The sequence below is a fragment of the Blautia luti genome, from assembly GCF_033096465.1.
GTDB classification, from domain to species: domain Bacteria; phylum Bacillota; class Clostridia; order Lachnospirales; family Lachnospiraceae; genus Blautia_A; species Blautia_A luti.
Genome location: NZ_AP028156.1, coordinates 2,788,713 through 2,804,080 on the forward strand (window position 1 = coordinate 2,788,713; position 15,368 = coordinate 2,804,080).

Here is a 15,368-nt window from a genome sequence, read left to right on the forward strand (position 1 = left end):
TCCTTTGCCTCTTCATATTTTATGTAAACAAAAACTATTCTTCGAATATCCATTCAGATTACAATTTTTGTTTTCGTAGAGATCATCCTCTGAAATATACATTTTGACTTGGATAATCCATCTGAGAATATCCAAGTTCCACCCATGTCTGAATACCGGTTTTATCCTGCACAAATAAAGCTGACAGTGATGAACCTGTACAATCTCCCTTAAAAGTAACAACTGAGTTATTTTTTACTGTGGTTTTCACTCCATCATACAAATACTGAATTTTTTTCAGTTTCCAGCCTTTATTGGCTTTCAGACTGATTTGGGCTTTCCACTGTTTTTTCTGTTTATTCCAGTTATAAATTCTGCTCTTGTTAAATTTTGAGGTAAGGTTTTTATTTCCAACCTTAAAAGATTTACAGGGATTCTTCCAGTTATATGCTACAATGGTAGTAGACAGTTTCTTTCCTGCATATTTAAAGGAAATTGTTGATGTTCCTGCTTTTTTGACATTAACTGTTAATCCATATGAACCCTTGTTCAGCACTTCTACAACATCCGGATTGGAATTTTTCAGACCGGTTGGTTCCTTTCCCTCAATAGAATTCTTTATATATATGGTTTTTCCAAATGCAGACTGGGGTGCAGAATAAATAGCCATATAAACCTTTTTATCAATACTGGGAACCGGTGATTTTGCATTTACAGAAACCAACTGTAATCCCAGTACACTGATGATCGTTAAAAGTAATAATACTGTTTTTCTTATAAAAGCATTCTTTTTCATATCTCTTGTCCTCTCTTTCCAAATGGATAAATGTCTGGCAATAGTACCATCAATCATTTCACATAACACTACTGCCCTAATAATTATCTACTCTAATAGAAACATAGGCATTATTTTTAGTATTCTTTAGCTTGATAAAAAGTGCCAGGAAATCCTTTGGAAGCTTTTGTCCTTTTTTTACAGAATACATTTTTATGCTTCCATTGTTAGCCCTAACAAATCTGCTGTATTCTATCTTTTCCACTTTATATCCTGCTTTCAGACTGTAGGTCAGCTTTCCATTCAGTCTGCTTACAACCCCATATAAATTTGGTTCCGGCTTTTTTGCATAGTAGGAAGTCAGGTTCTTTTTCCCGATTTTCAGCGTTTTAAATGGATTGGCATATTTTACAAATGTATAGGTGCAGGTTTTTTTATATGTTTTTCCATTTACTTTTACAGTAACATTAACTTTAGCTGTTCCTTCCTTGATTCCAGTTACCTGATAAAATGCATTTCTTTTCGCGCCTCCATTACTGCCGGATACACGGGAAAACACCGTCATCACCTTGGGATTACTGCTTACCGCAGATATTTCTATGTTTTCACGATTGTAATATACTGGCGTAGAATAGTTTGTCACATTGTCTACGCTACATCCCAATGTAACTTTCATTTTTGCTGGCATCTTCGCCAATGGATTCTTCTGTGCTGCCCAGACATTTACGGACATGGCAAGCATTGCTACTACTGCCGCAAAAATCATTAATAGTACATTTTTCTTTTTCTTCATAAATTTTTTCCTCCTTTATTTGCAGGTTTTTGTTATGTGAATTGACAGTTACTTTCCTGTTCTGTCAAGCCCCATCATATTTTTTCAGCATCCTGCTGAAACATTCAGGTGTCATATTCAGATAAGACGCTATATCTTTTTTGTTCACCTTTTTTTCCAGCCCCGGATAGGTTTCCAGGAAATATCTTCTCGTTCTTTTTCATCAGCAAAGTTCTTGCTTTCAATTTTTCCTCTTCATTTTTCCTTTTTCTTTCATCACTCATACTTATTCCTTTTTACACGCTCAAAATCACCAGACAAAACCATATTATTTAAAGTTATCGTTTATCCTGTTCCTTTGCAAACAAGATTTTCTCTAATTATACTTTATTGTCTGACAAATATCAATCCGCTTGATTCAAATCAAGTAATCACAAATATTTTTCCCAAAACCACTCCTTCACACTCAAAAAAGGGCGCTGCCCAAGCAGCCGCCCTTTCGTTAAATCACATCTTTTTTAGAGATTATACTCCCTATACAATTGTTCATACAATCCCGGCGCTCCTAAAAAAGAAGCTCAAGGGTGGAGTTTATTTAAAATATTCCACTCCAGACTCAAAGATCTTAATATCCTGCTCCCCATAGATATTAATAGCAACACCATCCCCGCGACGTTCACTATGTGCCATCTTACCAAGGATACGTCCATCCGGGCTGGTAATACCTTCAATGTTCATATAAGAACCATTGACATTCCATTCTTCATCAACACTGAGCTGTCCATCCGGAGTTACATACTGAGTTGCAACCTGTCCGTTTGCAAACAGTTTCTGCAGCCATTCTTCATTAGCAACGAAACGTCCCTCACCATGTGAAGCCGGGTTACAGTAAACACCACCAAGCTGTGCCTTCTGCAGCCAAGGAGATTTATTACTAACAACCTTAGTATAAACCATCTTGGAGATATGACGTCCGATGGTATTAAATGTCAGTGTAGGAGAATCTGCCTTCTGTCCACAGATCTCACCGTAAGGTACAAGACCAAGCTTGATCAGAGCCTGGAATCCGTTACAGATACCAAGTGCCAGACCGTCTCTTTCATTAATCAGCTTCATAACAGCTTCTTTGATCTTCGCATTCTGGAATGCAGTTGCAAAGAATTTCGCGGAACCATCCGGTTCGTCACCTGCGGAGAATCCGCCCGGGAACATGATGATCTGTGCCTGATCGATTGCTTTCTCAAAAAGCTCTACAGAGTCATGGATATCTTCAGCAGTCAGGTTTTTGAATACTTTTACATCCACCTCTGCACCTGCACGCTCGAATGCACGTGTGCTGTCATACTCGCAGTTTGTTCCAGGGAATACAGGAATAAATACGCGAGGTTTCGCAACTTTGTTCTTGCATACATAAATGCTGTCTGCACGATAAAGTTTCTCATCTCTGTCAGCTGCCTCTTTGTCATTCTCAGAAGAAACTGTCTTAAATACTTTTTCCAGAGTACCTTTCCATGCGTTTTCAGCTTCGCCTACAGTGATCACTGTATTTCCATAGGAGAAGTTACCGTCAGCAGTTACTTCACCGATCACTGTATAAGTGATGGAAAGCTCACCAACTTTACCATCCGGAACTTCCAGGATAATATCACCAAATCCAGGTGCAAAGAAATCTCTCGGATCAAGGTTATGTTCGATCTTCACGCCCATGCCATTACCAAATGCCATCTTTGCAACTGCAGCTGCAATACCATGGCGGTCAAGTGCATAAGCAGAAACAACCTTGCCGTCCTGCATATCTTTATGAAGTTTTTCATACTGATCCATGATTCCTGCATAATCCGGCAGATCATACTGATCCTTCGGCGCGCGAAGCCATACCAGTTTGTTTCCTGCTTTCTTTAATTCCGGTGTGATCACATCCTGGATCTTCGCAACGTCAACAGCGAAAGATACCAGTGTCGGAGGTACGTCAATATCATTGAATGTACCGGACATACTGTCCTTACCACCGATAGATGGAAGTCCAAATCCCATCTGTGCTGCATAAGCACCGAGAAGTGCTGCGAAAGGCTGGCTCCATCTCTTAGGATCTTCTGTCATACGACGGAAGTATTCCTGGAATGTGAAACGAATTTTCTTATAGTCACCGCCTGTAGCCACAATTCTTGCAACGGATTCTGTTACTGCATAAGCAGCTCCGTGATATGGGCTCCAGGAAGATAAGTACGGGTCAAAACCATAGCTCATCATGGTTACGGTATCTGTCTTGCCATTCTGTACCGGAACTTTTGCAACCATGGACTGAGTTTCTGTAAGCTGATATTTACCGCCATATGGCATAAATACGCTGCCTGCTCCGATAGAACCGTCGAACATTTCCACAAGTCCTTTCTGGGAGCATACATTTAAGTCTGCAAGAGTTTCCATCCATTTTGCTTTTACATCTGCAACGTCCGGGCGTTCTTCAAAGAGATTACCTTCTTTATTCGGGATTTCTACTTCTACAGTTGTTTCCTGATGTGCACCGTTGGTATCCAGGAATGCACGGGAAATATTTACGATCTCCTTACCTCGCCATACAAGTACCAGACGAGGATCCTCTGTTACAACAGCAACAGGAATTGCCTCCAGGTTCTCTTCATTTGCATAGCCAAGGAAAGTATCTACATCTTTCGGATCAACTACGACAGCCATACGTTCCTGAGATTCGGAAATTGCGATCTCAGTTCCGTCAAGACCTGCATATTTCTTCGGAACCTTGTCAAGGTCTACTCTAAGACCTGCTGCCAACTCACCGATAGCAACGGAAACACCGCCTGCACCAAAGTCATTACATTTCTTGATGATATGGCTGACTTCTTCACGGCGGAACATACGCTGGATCTTACGCTCAGTAGGAGCATTACCTTTCTGAACCTCAGCGCCGCACACTTCGATAGAAGCTTCTGTATGAACCTTGGAAGAACCGGTAGCACCACCGATACCGTCACGTCCTGTACGTCCTCCAAGTAAGATAATGATATCTCCCGGATCAGAATTCTCACGGATAACCGCACGTCTGGGAGCAGCACCCATAACAGCACCGATCTCCATACGTTTTGCCACATAATTTGGATGATAAACTTCTTTTACATAACCTGTTGCAAGACCAATCTGGTTTCCATAGGAACTGTAACCATGAGCTGCGCTTCTTACCAGTTTCTTCTGCGGAAGTTTACCCTTGAGAGTTTCTTTTACAGAAACAGTAGGATCTGCCGCACCAGTTACACGCATTGCCTGATATACATAGGTACGTCCTGAAAGCGGGTCGCGGATCGCACCGCCAAGGCAGGTAGCTGCACCACCGAATGGCTCGATCTCAGTAGGATGGTTATGTGTCTCATTCTTGAAGTTGATCAGCCATTCCTCTTCTTTACCGTCAACATCTACAGGAACTACAATACTGCAGGCATTGATCTCATCAGATTCTTCCTGATCAGCAAGCTTTCCTTCTGCTTTCAGTTTCTTCATAGCCATCAGAGCCAGGTCCATCAGGCAGACAAATTTGTCCTTGCGACCCTTGTAAAGCTCTTCTCTGTCAGCAAGATATTTGTTGTAGGTATCTACGATCGGTGCCTTGTAATCACCTTCGTCAAATTTTACATCTGTCAGCTCTGTGGAGAAGGTTGTATGACGGCAGTGATCAGACCAGTAGGTATCCAGTACACGAATCTCTGTCATAGACGGGTCACGTTTCTCTTCTTCCTTGAAATAATGCTGGATATGCTGGAAATCCTTGAATGTCATTGCAAGATTTAAGGAAGCATAAAGTTCCTTTAATTCTGCTTCCGGCATCTCCTTGAATCCATCGAAAATCTTAACATCTTCCGGTTCCGGGAATACAGTTACCAGTGTTTCCGGTTTCTGCAGACCTGTCTCACGGGAATCTACAGGATTGATGCAGTGATGCTTGATGGCATCAAATTCTTCATCTGTGATAGTTCCTTCAATCACATAAGTAGTTGCGGAACGAATGATAGGCTGTGCGTTCTCATCTAGGAACTGTACACACTGAACAGCGGAATCAGCTCTCTGGTCGAACTGTCCCGGTAAAAATTCTACTGAGAAAATGCGGGAGCCTGCTGCTGCCTCAAAATTTTCCAGATATAAATCGTCTACAGGTGGCTCTGCAAAAACAGTTTTGCATGCTTTATCAAAAACTTCATCAGAAATATTCTCTACATCATAGCGGATCAGCACACGGACTGCTGTTACGGATTTGATTCCCAGATAGCTGCTGATCTCATGTTTTAATTCCTTTGCCTGTACAGCGAAGGCCGGTTTCTTTTCTACATAGACACGTCTTACGTTACTCATAGAAACTCCTTTCTTATGTATGCATTGTTTTAAAAATGCTTGACTATTGCTTCTTTTATAGTATCATAGGAAATATCATTAGTAAAATTAATATATCTTATATTTTTTATTAATACAGTTAATTAATCACCGTTCACACTCCACTGTCGACGAGATATTGGGGAATGAGTATGCCAAAATCCCGAGACATACAATCTAAAGTTCCATTGTTGCCGACAATTTGTATCATCACATTATTTTATGAAAGGATTTATTTCTATGGATATTAATCTGGAATTATACAAAGTATTCTACTATGTTGCCACCACCCTCAGCTTCTCTGAAGCTTCCCGGCAGCTTTTTATCTCCCAGTCAGCAGTCAGCCAGTCTATCAAGACTCTGGAAAAAAAGCTGAATCATCCTCTTTTTATCCGAAGTACCAAGAAAGTATTATTAACTCCTGAAGGAGAACTTCTGCTCCAGCATGTAAAACCTGCGCTCCAGCTTCTGGATGAGGGAGAATCTCTCCTGTCCGGAGACAATCTGCTGAAAGGTCAGCTGCGTATCGCTGCCAGCGATACGATCTGCCGGTATTTTCTCATTGATTATCTGCAGAAATTCCATCAGACCTATCCTGATGTCCGCATTAAAGTCACAAACAGTACCTCCATCGGCTGTGCAGAGCTTCTGGAAAAGGGTCAGGCAGATCTTATTGTATGCAACTGTCCCAATTCCAGGCTTGGCAGTCATTTTCAGACACGTGTGCTAAAAGAATTCCACGATGTATTCGTTGCCAATACGGATTACTTTCCTGTACACACTGTTCAGACCGAACTGCAGGAGCTTCTGAACTATCCGATCCTGATGCTTTCCCCCAAAAGTACCACCAGCGAATATTTGCGGGAAGCATTTACAGCCCATAATCTCAAGCTTCTTCCTGAAGTAGAGTTAAACAGTAATGACCTGCTTCTGGACCTGGCACGGATCGGACTGGGAATTGCCTGTGTTCCTGATTATATGTTAAAAGAAAATGATCAGCTGACACCGCTCATGTTAAAAGAGCCTCTTCCCGGACGTCAGCTTATACTTGCCCAGCATGACAGTCTTACTGTCTCTCAGGCTGCTGAACGCTTTATTGAAATGTTTACTTCCATATAATAAAAGAAGTCCTCACTCAGTACTGAAACAACAATTTTTATAATCGCGTTTCTTACTGAATGAGAACTTCTTTTTCTTATTTCGGCATTACAGCCAGTGCATCAGTAATATACTGATTATCGATTGCTGCAAAGAATCCGCCGTCTGCCTTGGTTGCATAATCCATATCAATCGGCATTTTTCCAAGTACAGGAACCTTCAGCTCTGCTGCGATTTCATCAATATGGCTCTCACCAAAGACTTTGATCTCTTTTCCGCAGTCCGGACATTTCACATAGCTGTAGTTCTCTACGATTCCAAGTACCGGTATCTTCATCATCTCAGCCATATTAAAGGCTTTCTTAACGATCATCTTAACCAGATCCTGAGGTGATGTTACGATCACGATTCCTTCGATCGGCAGAGACTGGAATGCTGTAAGCGGAACATCACCTGTTCCAGGAGGCATATCCACAAACAGATAGTCTACGTCGCCCCAGATAACATCTGTCCAGAACTGTTTTACCATATTTGCCAGTACCGGACCTCTCCAGATAACAGGAGTATCTTCTGTAGGAAGCAGAAGGTTAATAGACATTACCTTGATCCCATTGGCTGTCACCATCGGGAAGATTCCGTCGTCATTGGCCTGTGCTGCACCCTTCAGCCCGTACATTTTCGGGATGGAAGGACCGGTGATATCTGCATCCATGATACCAACTTTATATCCCTGGGCAGCCATCATATTGGCGAGAGAACCTGTCACAAAGGATTTACCTACTCCACCCTTACCGCTGACTACTCCGATCACATGTTTTACATTTGAGTGAGCATTCATCTCTGCAAGAAGGCTCTGTGGTTTCTTACTGGAACAGCCTTCACAGCTTGACTTGTCACATGAAGTGTTGCTACATTCTTTTGCCATAATACTTTCTCCTTTATATTTACGCACAGGATCTGTGCGCTGATTACTGATCTTATTTCATAAATCTGTCGATTGCGATCTCCAGCTCTTTGATCGCATCTTTATCACCATGCTCCACTGCATCTACAATACAGTGTTCGATATGATCCTGCAGTATGATCTTACCTGTATTATTGATGGCAGATTTCACTGCTGACAGCTGTATCAGAACTTCGCTGCAGTCCCTGCCGTCCTCGATCATACGCTTGATGGATTCCATATGTCCAATGGCTCTTGACATCCTGTTCAGTACAGCCTTCGTATGCGCATGACTGTGATGATGTACATGTTCCTCATGAGAATGCTCAACTACAGTACCATCCTCCAGCACATGTACATGTGTTTTTTGTTCTTCGTCCATAACATTCTCCTCTCTGTTTCAGAACATGTTTATCTTATGCCGTAAGTAATATTATACCACATTTATCAAATTTCTGTAAAGGAACAACGCTGTTTTATTTGGGAAGTTGTAATGTCAAATATGATCGTGCCGTCTTCGAGGACTGTTTTTTCATAAGAAACTTCTTTTCCCTTGAATTTATTTCTGATATATTCCTCGGGATCATCCAGTTCCAATTCCTCCACAAATACATCCCGCATCTGGTTCCGTGGACATTTATTAAAAATTTCCCATATCAGCTCATATTCTTTCATGATCAATACCTCTCTTATTTTTTCTCTTCCTGATTCGTCTTATTTCATCCTGCGTGGAATTTTTTCCATCTATTTCAGGATATTATAATTATTTTCTTCTTTTTTGTCAAAAATAATTGTACTTAAAGAAATTATAGCGTATCATAGATGTAATTACCAATAGCAAAATAATTACATATACAAAAGGAGAGAAATCTATGAAGCTTTTAAAAGACCGAATTCTTAAGGATGGAGTTGTAAAACCGGGAAATATTTTAAAAGTAGACAGTTTCTTAAATCATCAGATGGATATTACTCTCATCAATGAAATCGGTAAAGAATTCAAACGCCGTTTTTCTGACTGTCCCATTACTAAAATCCTTACTATCGAAGCTTCCGGTATCGGTATTGCCTGTATTGCTGCCCAGTACTTCGATGTACCTGTCATTTTCGCCAAAAAGGCTCAGAGCGTAAATCTGGACGGCGAAATGTATACTACAAAGGTAGAATCTTTTACACACAAGAAAGTATATGATGTGATCCTTTCCAAGAAATTCCTCGGACCGGAGGACCACGTTCTTCTCATCGATGATTTCCTTGCAAACGGATGTGCTCTTCTGGGACTGATCGATATCGTAAAGAAGTCCGGAGCAACCCTGGAAGGTGCCGGTATCGTTATTGAAAAAGGCTTCCAGCACGGCGGTCAGCAGATCCGTGATATGGGTATCCGTCTGGAATCTCTTGCCATCGTAGATTCCATGTCTGATGATTCCCTTACATTCAGAGACTGATCCTTTCTTTTCCTGATCAGTATAAATAAGACTTTATAAAACAAGGCAGAAGCGCTGCATTTTAAGTACGCTTCTGCCTTATTTTTATGACTGCTTTAATGTAACTCTGGCTGCCGGTGTGGAAGTCGGCTGTTCAGATACGGAGGTTTCCGATGTCTGAGTCGGCTGTGGAGTTACACATGCCTGCGCGTTCCCGGTTAATTCTTCAGCTGCAGATGATGTCTGAACATCTTCCGGAGCTTCTGTTACCTGTGGTACAGATGTTGTCTCCGGTACAGGTGTCGGGGTTGGGGTAGGATCCGGTTTAATCTCATCTTCTGTGTAAGTTCCATTGTCTACCAGGATCTGATAATTATCTTTATCTATGATCTGTGCTGTACAGGTAAAAGTACCTACGATCTTCACTCCATTATCATACTGGGAATAATCCTTTACATCCACCTTTTCTCCTGTAAGATAATCAATCGCCATCTGTGCACCGCCCTGTGCCAGTTCCTTTCTGTCCGTAAATGTGGTAAAGGAAAGTTCTTCTTCTGCCACATCCTTCACTGCCTGTGCCTCACTTCCACAACCGGTGATCATTGGCCATTCTTCACTTCCAGGTACCAGTTCCTGTTCTCTTAACACATCCTGCACCGCATAGGTGAATCCATCATAGGCAGTGCAGATAATATCCGGTGTTTTCTCCTGGGTATAGAATTCACTGATAATGGATTCCATCCTTTCTCTGGCTGAATTTTCACTCCATCTCATAATTCCGGTATCGTCAAACGCAGTAAGGCCTGACTTACATACCAGAGTTCCGTCGTCCAAATATTCCTGAAGCACTTCCATAATTCCATTGTTCAAAAAAAGCGCCCCGTTATCATCCGGAGATCCCATCAGAAATTCAATGGTATAAGATTTCTTATCATCTCTGGCTTTATCCAGATCCATTTTCTTTACAATTTCTTTGGCAATTTCCTGACCGATTGCTCTCGTATCATAAGATGCATAATAATTTACAGCTGCAGTGTCACAGATCAGTTTATCATAGGAAATAACCGGAATACTGTTTTCTTTGGCAGTTTCCAGCACATCTTTCAGCGCATACGGATCCACCGGATCAATGATCATAGCAGAAACCTGCTCATCAATAAATTCCTGGATCTGTGAAATCTGAACAGAAGAATTCCCTTCTGCATTTTTTACCTGTGCTTCATATCCGCCTTCTGCAATGGTCTGGGTCATTTTTTCCTCATCACTGGCAGCATTGTCATCGTTTTCAGGAAGAAGAACACCTATGATTCCTTCCGGCTCTTTTGTTTCTGTTTCACTGTCAGATTCCTCTTCCACTGTATCTTTCTGAGTTAAATCACTGCTCTCTGCTGAATCTGAATCCGTGTCGTTCTCTGCAGAGCCGGTAATTTCACCTTCCACTTTCTCGCCTTCCTCTGTAAGTTCTCCCACGCCCTCTTCCTCTACCTGGGCACTTTCATTTGCAGCTTCTTTTGCTTCATTATTTCCACATCCCGACAGGAGCATGGAAGTAACCACTGCTCCCAGCAAAATTCCTGCTGTTCTTTTTTTCATAGCATGATCCTTTCTACGTGTCATTGTGTTGCTTTTATTTCTCAATTCCCTTATAATCTCTGGCAATGCTCTTCAGATAGTCTCTGTAAGCAGCAGCCACCTTCTTTGGCTTTAAGATATGCACGCTTCTGCCCATGGATACCAGCCAGCCGAAAAAGGCCTTATCCGGCTCTGTCTGCAGGTTCACTACGAAACTGTCGTCTCCCTTTAATTTACAGGGAAAACCATCCCCCAGTACTCTGCGCACCTCATTCCTCACAGAATTTCTGCAAAGGAGTTTTATTTCTTTGGAATTCTCATCCTGCTTCGGTATGTTTACTGAAATCTGCATTTTCTCGTTCTTCGCTTCAGCCTGTGGTTCTGTGGTCTGCAGCTCTGTCTTCTGTTCTATCTGTACCTGAGAAGCCCCGGACTCATTTTCCTCCTGATAATAGCCGCCTTCTTTGCCACGTCTGTACTGGATCTTCATTCCGAATTCACGCAGAGTTTCCATATCATCATAAATGCTTTTCCTCTCTGCCTTGATTCCCTGTTCTTCCAGTCTGTTCAGGATTTCCTGCATGGTAACAGGGTTCTCCTTGCTGCTTTCATTGAGCATTCTTTCCAGATATAATACTTTTGCTTTCTGATTATATGATCTCGCCATAAAATTATCCCCTTACAAATCTGTGGTAAACATACTCATTTGCTTCTTTTTCCTGACTGTCGTCCAGTGGTTTTAACTCCACTTTCTCTCCGTATTTCCTCTCCAGGGCACGGCTGATCAGCCAGTCCGCAAGCTGTGGATTCTTCGGAAGAAGAGGTCCGTGAAGATATGTGCCGATCACATTTTTATATACGACTCCCTCATATCCTGATTTCCCGTCATTTCCGGCACCGTAGACTACTTTTCCCAGCGGCTTGTTATTATTGATACAGGTACGTCCTCCATGATTCTCAAAGCCTACCACAGGCATCTCGAACAGATCACTCTTCAGTACAATGTTCTGGATCAGACGTCCCTCTCCCTGTTCTGTATACATATCTACAAGTTCCAGTCCCTTTATGGTTCCCTGGTCTGTTTTATAATAATTTCCCAGAAGCTGATAACCGCCACAGATTGCGATCACCACGCCGTTATCCTCCACATATTCCTTAAAATCCTTCTGGATTTCTTTCAGCTTCTCGCATACCAGCATCTGTTCTCTGTCAGATCCTCCTCCCAGAAGTACAATATCCAATCCGGAAAAATCGATCTTATCATCCAGTTCAAATGGGATCGTTTCCGCTTCGATTCCACGCCACTGGCATCTTTTCATAAGGCACTGGATGTTTCCCCTGTCTCCGTAGAGGTTCAGAAGATCCGGGTATAAATGTCCGATAGTAATTTTCATGATTTCTCACCCTCCAGTTTCTTCAGGATATTTCTCGTGCTGAACAATGCCGTATAATTTACCAGCACATAGAGATTTCCTACGCCATCTTCCACGCGAGCACGGACCGCCTTCTCCACATCACCTTCCAGCATAGATGGAATATCTACGTATTTCAGGCGAAGACGCATATCCTGACACCGGATACCGCTGACTGTGATAGATTTAATGCTCTCCTGTCCCAGCAGGTCAAAGTCAACATCCCAAAGCCAGGAAATATCCGTACCGTCCTGGGCATTATCATTGATGGCAATAATAATATCTTTCGGAGATGGATCCTGCATCACCGCTGAAATATTCTGGTTAAAACCAGCCGGATTTTTCGCCAGGTTCAGTGTCACTCCGGTTCCTTTTATACGAAACTGTTCCATTCGTCCATTCTCAGGATTAAATTTACGAAGCATCTCCTGGAAATGTTCTCCTGTAAATCCCGCTGTACGGACTCCCGCATAGGCAGCCAGTATATTATACACATTATAAAATCCTTTATAATTGGCAACAATATGCCTTCCATCTACGGTGAAGCTCAGCTGATCTCCAACCTTTACATCCTCTGCGTCAAAATCCAGCTTCGGTCTGGCAAACCCACATTTCGGACAGTAATAATCTCCCAGCTGGCTGTAATGATAGAAACGATACTCCAGCTTTTCCCCGCAGCATTTACAGAAACGGCCTTCCCTGATCTCATTGGCTGCTGATTCCATAACAGGTCTGCTGATCCCATATGTTACGTAAGTATTTCCCGTATCCATGGCAAGATAAGCTGATAATGCATCATCTCCGTTTACAATGATCTGCATTCCCGGAACCTTACGCATCATTTCCTCCAGAATATTCATGGTGATATCAATTTCCCCATATCGGTCCAGCTGATCCCTGAAAAGATTGGTCAGAAGCATATAATCCGGCTTAATTCGTGGAAAAATATGTCTGGTAGATGCTTCATCCGCCTCAATACAGGCATAGTCTGCATCAATCTTTCCATTCCATTTCGCAGCAAGAACAAAGGCAGCCACAACGCCGTTGAGCATATTGGATCCTGTATGATTACAGATCACCTTCTGTCCTTCTGCCTCCAGGGCAGCACAGAGCATATTGTTGGTGGTCGTTTTTCCATTGGTTCCACAGGTCGCAAAAATGCCTTTTTTTACCTGAGAAGACAGCTGTTCCAGAATGTCCGGACAGATCTTTATGGCAACTTTACCAGCCCAGGTTACACCCTGTCTTCCCATTTTCTTACATATATATCCAACTAATTTTGCTGCACTGACAGCAATCATTACTCTAATTTTCATAGTTTATTTTAATTCCTTTTTTATCAAAATCCAGATCTGTATCCAGAAGATAATCCGAGCAGATACCGGCTGCACCTTTTTTCCTATATTCTCTGGCAGCATCCAGATCATTTACTGTGTAAATATATAATTTTATATTATTTTCGTCAAATATTTTCTGAACATCCTCAGACCAGTACTTATAGTAGATTGTCGCTGCTCCAATTCCCTTCTCCTGGCAGAATTCTGCGATCTCGCCAAGTTCCTCTTCTGAATATTCTTTCCACAGGGAATAGATATATGCAGGGAACTGATACAACAGAGCTGTTCCTGCAAACATTGCCTGGTTATAGATTTCCGGTATAATCTGATCAATGGCATCTTCCGCTCCTGCCTCCCGTGCCATGTCCAGATAATCCACATAATCATCCAGCGTTGTCTGGTAATTTCGCAGAGAATACTGTTTGGAATCCAGCATTACAAATGCATCCGGATACTCTTTCAGTAAAAGCATCAGGTCTTCAAATGTCAGAGGTGTATATTTCCCATATATGGGGCTTGCCAGAAATTCTTCTGAGGAAAGAACTTTCGCTTCCTCTCCGTCCCATTGTCCCAGCGACTGTTTCCAGCTATGACGACATACCCACACTCCATCAGAAGTTCGCGTCAGATCTACCTCAAACAATCTGCAGCCCATCTGATAAGCAGCCAGAAAACTCTCCTTGGAATTGAGATAAGTTTTATCACCGATCCCGCCCAGTGCATGAGCTATGGTTTCATAATGGTCCCAGGAAAATTCAGGAGTTACAACAGAAGTCTGTGAAGTTCTCTGGCCCCACAAAAATACGGATACCGAAATAATTTCCACAAACAGGAGCAGACTGTGAAACAATATTCTGAACCTGTGTTCCTGCTTTTTCTTATCGTGTTCCAATTTAATGATCTCCTGGTTCTGATTTATCGCTACTGTTCATTCTGTTCTCAGTAACCTGTAAATTCTATACTCTACGATTTTACGCTATCTGCGTATAATAATCAAGGACAAAAAAACAGAAAAAAAACTGCGTATATACAGTTTTCACCATATATACACAGTTTCCATTGTTAAAATTGGGAATATTATACTAATTCGATCAGTACTTCCATTGCAGCATCGCCCTTACGCGGTCCGATCTTAACGATTCTTGTGTAACCACCGTTACGGTCAGTGTATTTTGGAGCGATCTCATCGAACATCTTAGCAACCATATCTACGTCTTTTGTGTTTTTCTTTCTACCAGCGCCCTTTGCAGGTACTTCTTTAACTGGGTAGAAAACTTTCATCATCTGACGACGAGCGTGAAGTCTGGAAGGAGCATCTTTTTTGATCTCTTTCTGTACTTCATCGTATACAGTTTTCTTCTTTCCGTCAACAACTTCTTTTACTCTCTTGCCTTCAGCGTCTTTACGAGCAACTTTAGCAGTTACAGTAACAGTTTCGAAGTTATCTTTTTCACGAACAGCCATAGCTACAAGGCCTTCAGCGATTTTACGGATTTCTTTTGCTTTAGCTTCTGTAGTAACGATCTTTCCGTTGTATAACAGATTTGTTACCTGGTTTCTCAGTAATGCTTTTCTCTGATCAGAAGTTCTGCTTAATTTTCTATACTTTGCCATTTAATTTTCCTCCATCTGTGGGACAGCCGGGCACGCTTGTTCGGTCTTACTGTCCGACTGCTTAGGCA

General features: G+C 42.0%; 15 protein-coding genes. 2 read left to right on the top strand and 13 right to left on the bottom strand.

Features of this window, described 5'->3' with window-relative positions:
• Positions 1-82 precede the first annotated feature (82 nt).
• The 4 genes from R8695_RS12860 to R8695_RS12875 all read right to left on the bottom strand — a co-directional run bounded on the left by R8695_RS12860 (position 83) and on the right by R8695_RS12875 (position 5,882).
• A complete protein-coding gene (locus tag R8695_RS12860; RefSeq protein WP_118509310.1) occupies positions 83-775 on the bottom strand; it encodes a hypothetical protein in 693 nt (230 codons plus the stop codon).
• 76 nt (positions 776-851) lie between these two features.
• Positions 852-1,547, bottom strand: a complete 696-nt coding sequence (locus tag R8695_RS12865) for a hypothetical protein (RefSeq protein WP_154780834.1) — start codon at positions 1,545-1,547, stop codon at positions 852-854.
• A gap of 104 nt (positions 1,548-1,651) precedes the next feature.
• A complete protein-coding gene (locus tag R8695_RS12870; protein WP_154780833.1) occupies positions 1,652-1,810 on the bottom strand; it encodes a hypothetical protein in 159 nt (52 codons plus the stop codon).
• 307 nt (positions 1,811-2,117) lie between these two features.
• Positions 2,118-5,882: a phosphoribosylformylglycinamidine synthase gene (locus R8695_RS12875; RefSeq protein WP_118509307.1), complete on the bottom strand. Its 3,765-nt coding sequence runs from the start codon at positions 5,880-5,882 to the stop codon at positions 2,118-2,120.
• Positions 5,883-6,140: 258 nt separating this feature from the next.
• Between R8695_RS12875 and R8695_RS12880 the strand changes: the two genes are divergently transcribed.
• Positions 6,141-7,019, top strand: a complete 879-nt coding sequence (locus R8695_RS12880) for a LysR family transcriptional regulator (RefSeq protein WP_008707308.1) — start codon at positions 6,141-6,143, stop codon at positions 7,017-7,019.
• A gap of 76 nt (positions 7,020-7,095) precedes the next feature.
• Here R8695_RS12880 and R8695_RS12885 read toward each other — a convergent pair whose 3' ends face one another.
• The 3 genes from R8695_RS12885 to R8695_RS12895 all read right to left on the bottom strand — a co-directional run bounded on the left by R8695_RS12885 (position 7,096) and on the right by R8695_RS12895 (position 8,616).
• Positions 7,096-7,923 carry an Mrp/NBP35 family ATP-binding protein gene (locus tag R8695_RS12885; RefSeq protein WP_118509305.1) on the bottom strand — a complete coding sequence of 276 codons (828 nt, stop codon included), beginning with the start codon at positions 7,921-7,923 and terminating at the stop codon, positions 7,096-7,098.
• Between the two features lie 52 nt (positions 7,924-7,975).
• A complete protein-coding gene (locus R8695_RS12890; protein WP_118509304.1) occupies positions 7,976-8,323 on the bottom strand; it encodes a metal-sensing transcriptional repressor in 348 nt (115 codons plus the stop codon).
• Between the two features lie 65 nt (positions 8,324-8,388).
• Positions 8,389-8,616 carry a hypothetical protein gene (locus tag R8695_RS12895; RefSeq protein WP_118509303.1) on the bottom strand — a complete coding sequence of 76 codons (228 nt, stop codon included), beginning with the start codon at positions 8,614-8,616 and terminating at the stop codon, positions 8,389-8,391.
• 197 nt (positions 8,617-8,813) lie between these two features.
• Between R8695_RS12895 and R8695_RS12900 the strand changes: the two genes are divergently transcribed.
• Positions 8,814-9,386, top strand: a complete 573-nt coding sequence (locus tag R8695_RS12900) for a xanthine phosphoribosyltransferase (protein ID WP_154780832.1) — start codon at positions 8,814-8,816, stop codon at positions 9,384-9,386.
• 84 nt (positions 9,387-9,470) lie between these two features.
• On the opposite strand, the gene R8695_RS12905 is transcribed toward R8695_RS12900, so the two are convergent.
• The 6 genes from R8695_RS12905 to R8695_RS12930 form a co-directional block, all read right to left on the bottom strand.
• On the bottom strand, positions 9,471-10,958 hold the full coding sequence (locus tag R8695_RS12905) for a substrate-binding domain-containing protein (protein WP_243139578.1): 1,488 nt from the start codon (positions 10,956-10,958) through the stop codon (positions 9,471-9,473).
• 34 nt (positions 10,959-10,992) lie between these two features.
• Positions 10,993-11,604, bottom strand: a complete 612-nt coding sequence (locus R8695_RS12910) for a WCX domain-containing protein (RefSeq protein ID WP_118509301.1) — start codon at positions 11,602-11,604, stop codon at positions 10,993-10,995.
• A gap of 4 nt (positions 11,605-11,608) precedes the next feature.
• Complete coding sequence (locus R8695_RS12915) at positions 11,609-12,331, bottom strand: type 1 glutamine amidotransferase (protein WP_118509300.1); 723 nt, start codon at positions 12,329-12,331, stop codon at positions 11,609-11,611.
• The gene (locus tag R8695_RS12920; RefSeq protein WP_118509299.1) at positions 12,328-13,665 is read right to left on the bottom strand and encodes a MurT ligase domain-containing protein; all 1,338 of its coding nucleotides are present in this window, start codon (positions 13,663-13,665) and stop codon (positions 12,328-12,330) included. The genes R8695_RS12915 and R8695_RS12920 overlap by 4 nt, the downstream gene beginning before the upstream one ends.
• Positions 13,655-14,578 (bottom strand): phosphatidylinositol-specific phospholipase C/glycerophosphodiester phosphodiesterase family protein, encoded by a 924-nt coding sequence (locus tag R8695_RS12925; RefSeq protein WP_154780831.1) that lies wholly within the window; start codon positions 14,576-14,578, stop codon positions 13,655-13,657. The genes R8695_RS12920 and R8695_RS12925 overlap by 11 nt, the downstream gene beginning before the upstream one ends.
• Positions 14,579-14,763: 185 nt before the next feature.
• A complete protein-coding gene (locus tag R8695_RS12930) occupies positions 14,764-15,300 on the bottom strand; it encodes a bL17 family ribosomal protein (RefSeq protein WP_118509297.1) in 537 nt (178 codons plus the stop codon).
• Positions 15,301-15,368: the final 68 nt, after the last annotated feature.

Bases quoted from the DNA above. Each gene is read 5' to 3' on its own strand.
- R8695_RS12875 (WP_118509307.1), bottom strand. From the start codon at position 5,882: ATGAGTAACGTAAGACGTGTCTATGTAGAAAAGAAACCGGCCTTCGCT.
- R8695_RS12880 (WP_008707308.1), top strand. From the start codon at position 6,141: ATGGATATTAATCTGGAATTATACAAAGTATTCTACTATGTTGCCACC.
- R8695_RS12890 (WP_118509304.1), bottom strand. From the start codon at position 8,323: ATGGACGAAGAACAAAAAACACATGTACATGTGCTGGAGGATGGTACT.
- R8695_RS12920 (WP_118509299.1), bottom strand. From the start codon at position 13,665: ATGAAAATTAGAGTAATGATTGCTGTCAGTGCAGCAAAATTAGTTGGA.
- R8695_RS12870 (WP_154780833.1), bottom strand. From the start codon at position 1,810: ATGAGTGATGAAAGAAAAAGGAAAAATGAAGAGGAAAAATTGAAAGCA.
- R8695_RS12895 (WP_118509303.1), bottom strand. From the start codon at position 8,616: ATGAAAGAATATGAGCTGATATGGGAAATTTTTAATAAATGTCCACGG.
- R8695_RS12905 (WP_243139578.1), bottom strand. From the start codon at position 10,958: ATGAAAAAAAGAACAGCAGGAATTTTGCTGGGAGCAGTGGTTACTTCC.
- R8695_RS12865 (WP_154780834.1), bottom strand. From the start codon at position 1,547: ATGAAGAAAAAGAAAAATGTACTATTAATGATTTTTGCGGCAGTAGTA.
- R8695_RS12885 (WP_118509305.1), bottom strand. From the start codon at position 7,923: ATGGCAAAAGAATGTAGCAACACTTCATGTGACAAGTCAAGCTGTGAA.
- R8695_RS12860 (WP_118509310.1), bottom strand. From the start codon at position 775: ATGAAAAAGAATGCTTTTATAAGAAAAACAGTATTATTACTTTTAACG.
- R8695_RS12900 (WP_154780832.1), top strand. From the start codon at position 8,814: ATGAAGCTTTTAAAAGACCGAATTCTTAAGGATGGAGTTGTAAAACCG.
- R8695_RS12915 (WP_118509300.1), bottom strand. From the start codon at position 12,331: ATGAAAATTACTATCGGACATTTATACCCGGATCTTCTGAACCTCTAC.
- R8695_RS12910 (WP_118509301.1), bottom strand. From the start codon at position 11,604: ATGGCGAGATCATATAATCAGAAAGCAAAAGTATTATATCTGGAAAGA.
- R8695_RS12930 (WP_118509297.1), bottom strand. From the start codon at position 15,300: ATGGCAAAGTATAGAAAATTAAGCAGAACTTCTGATCAGAGAAAAGCA.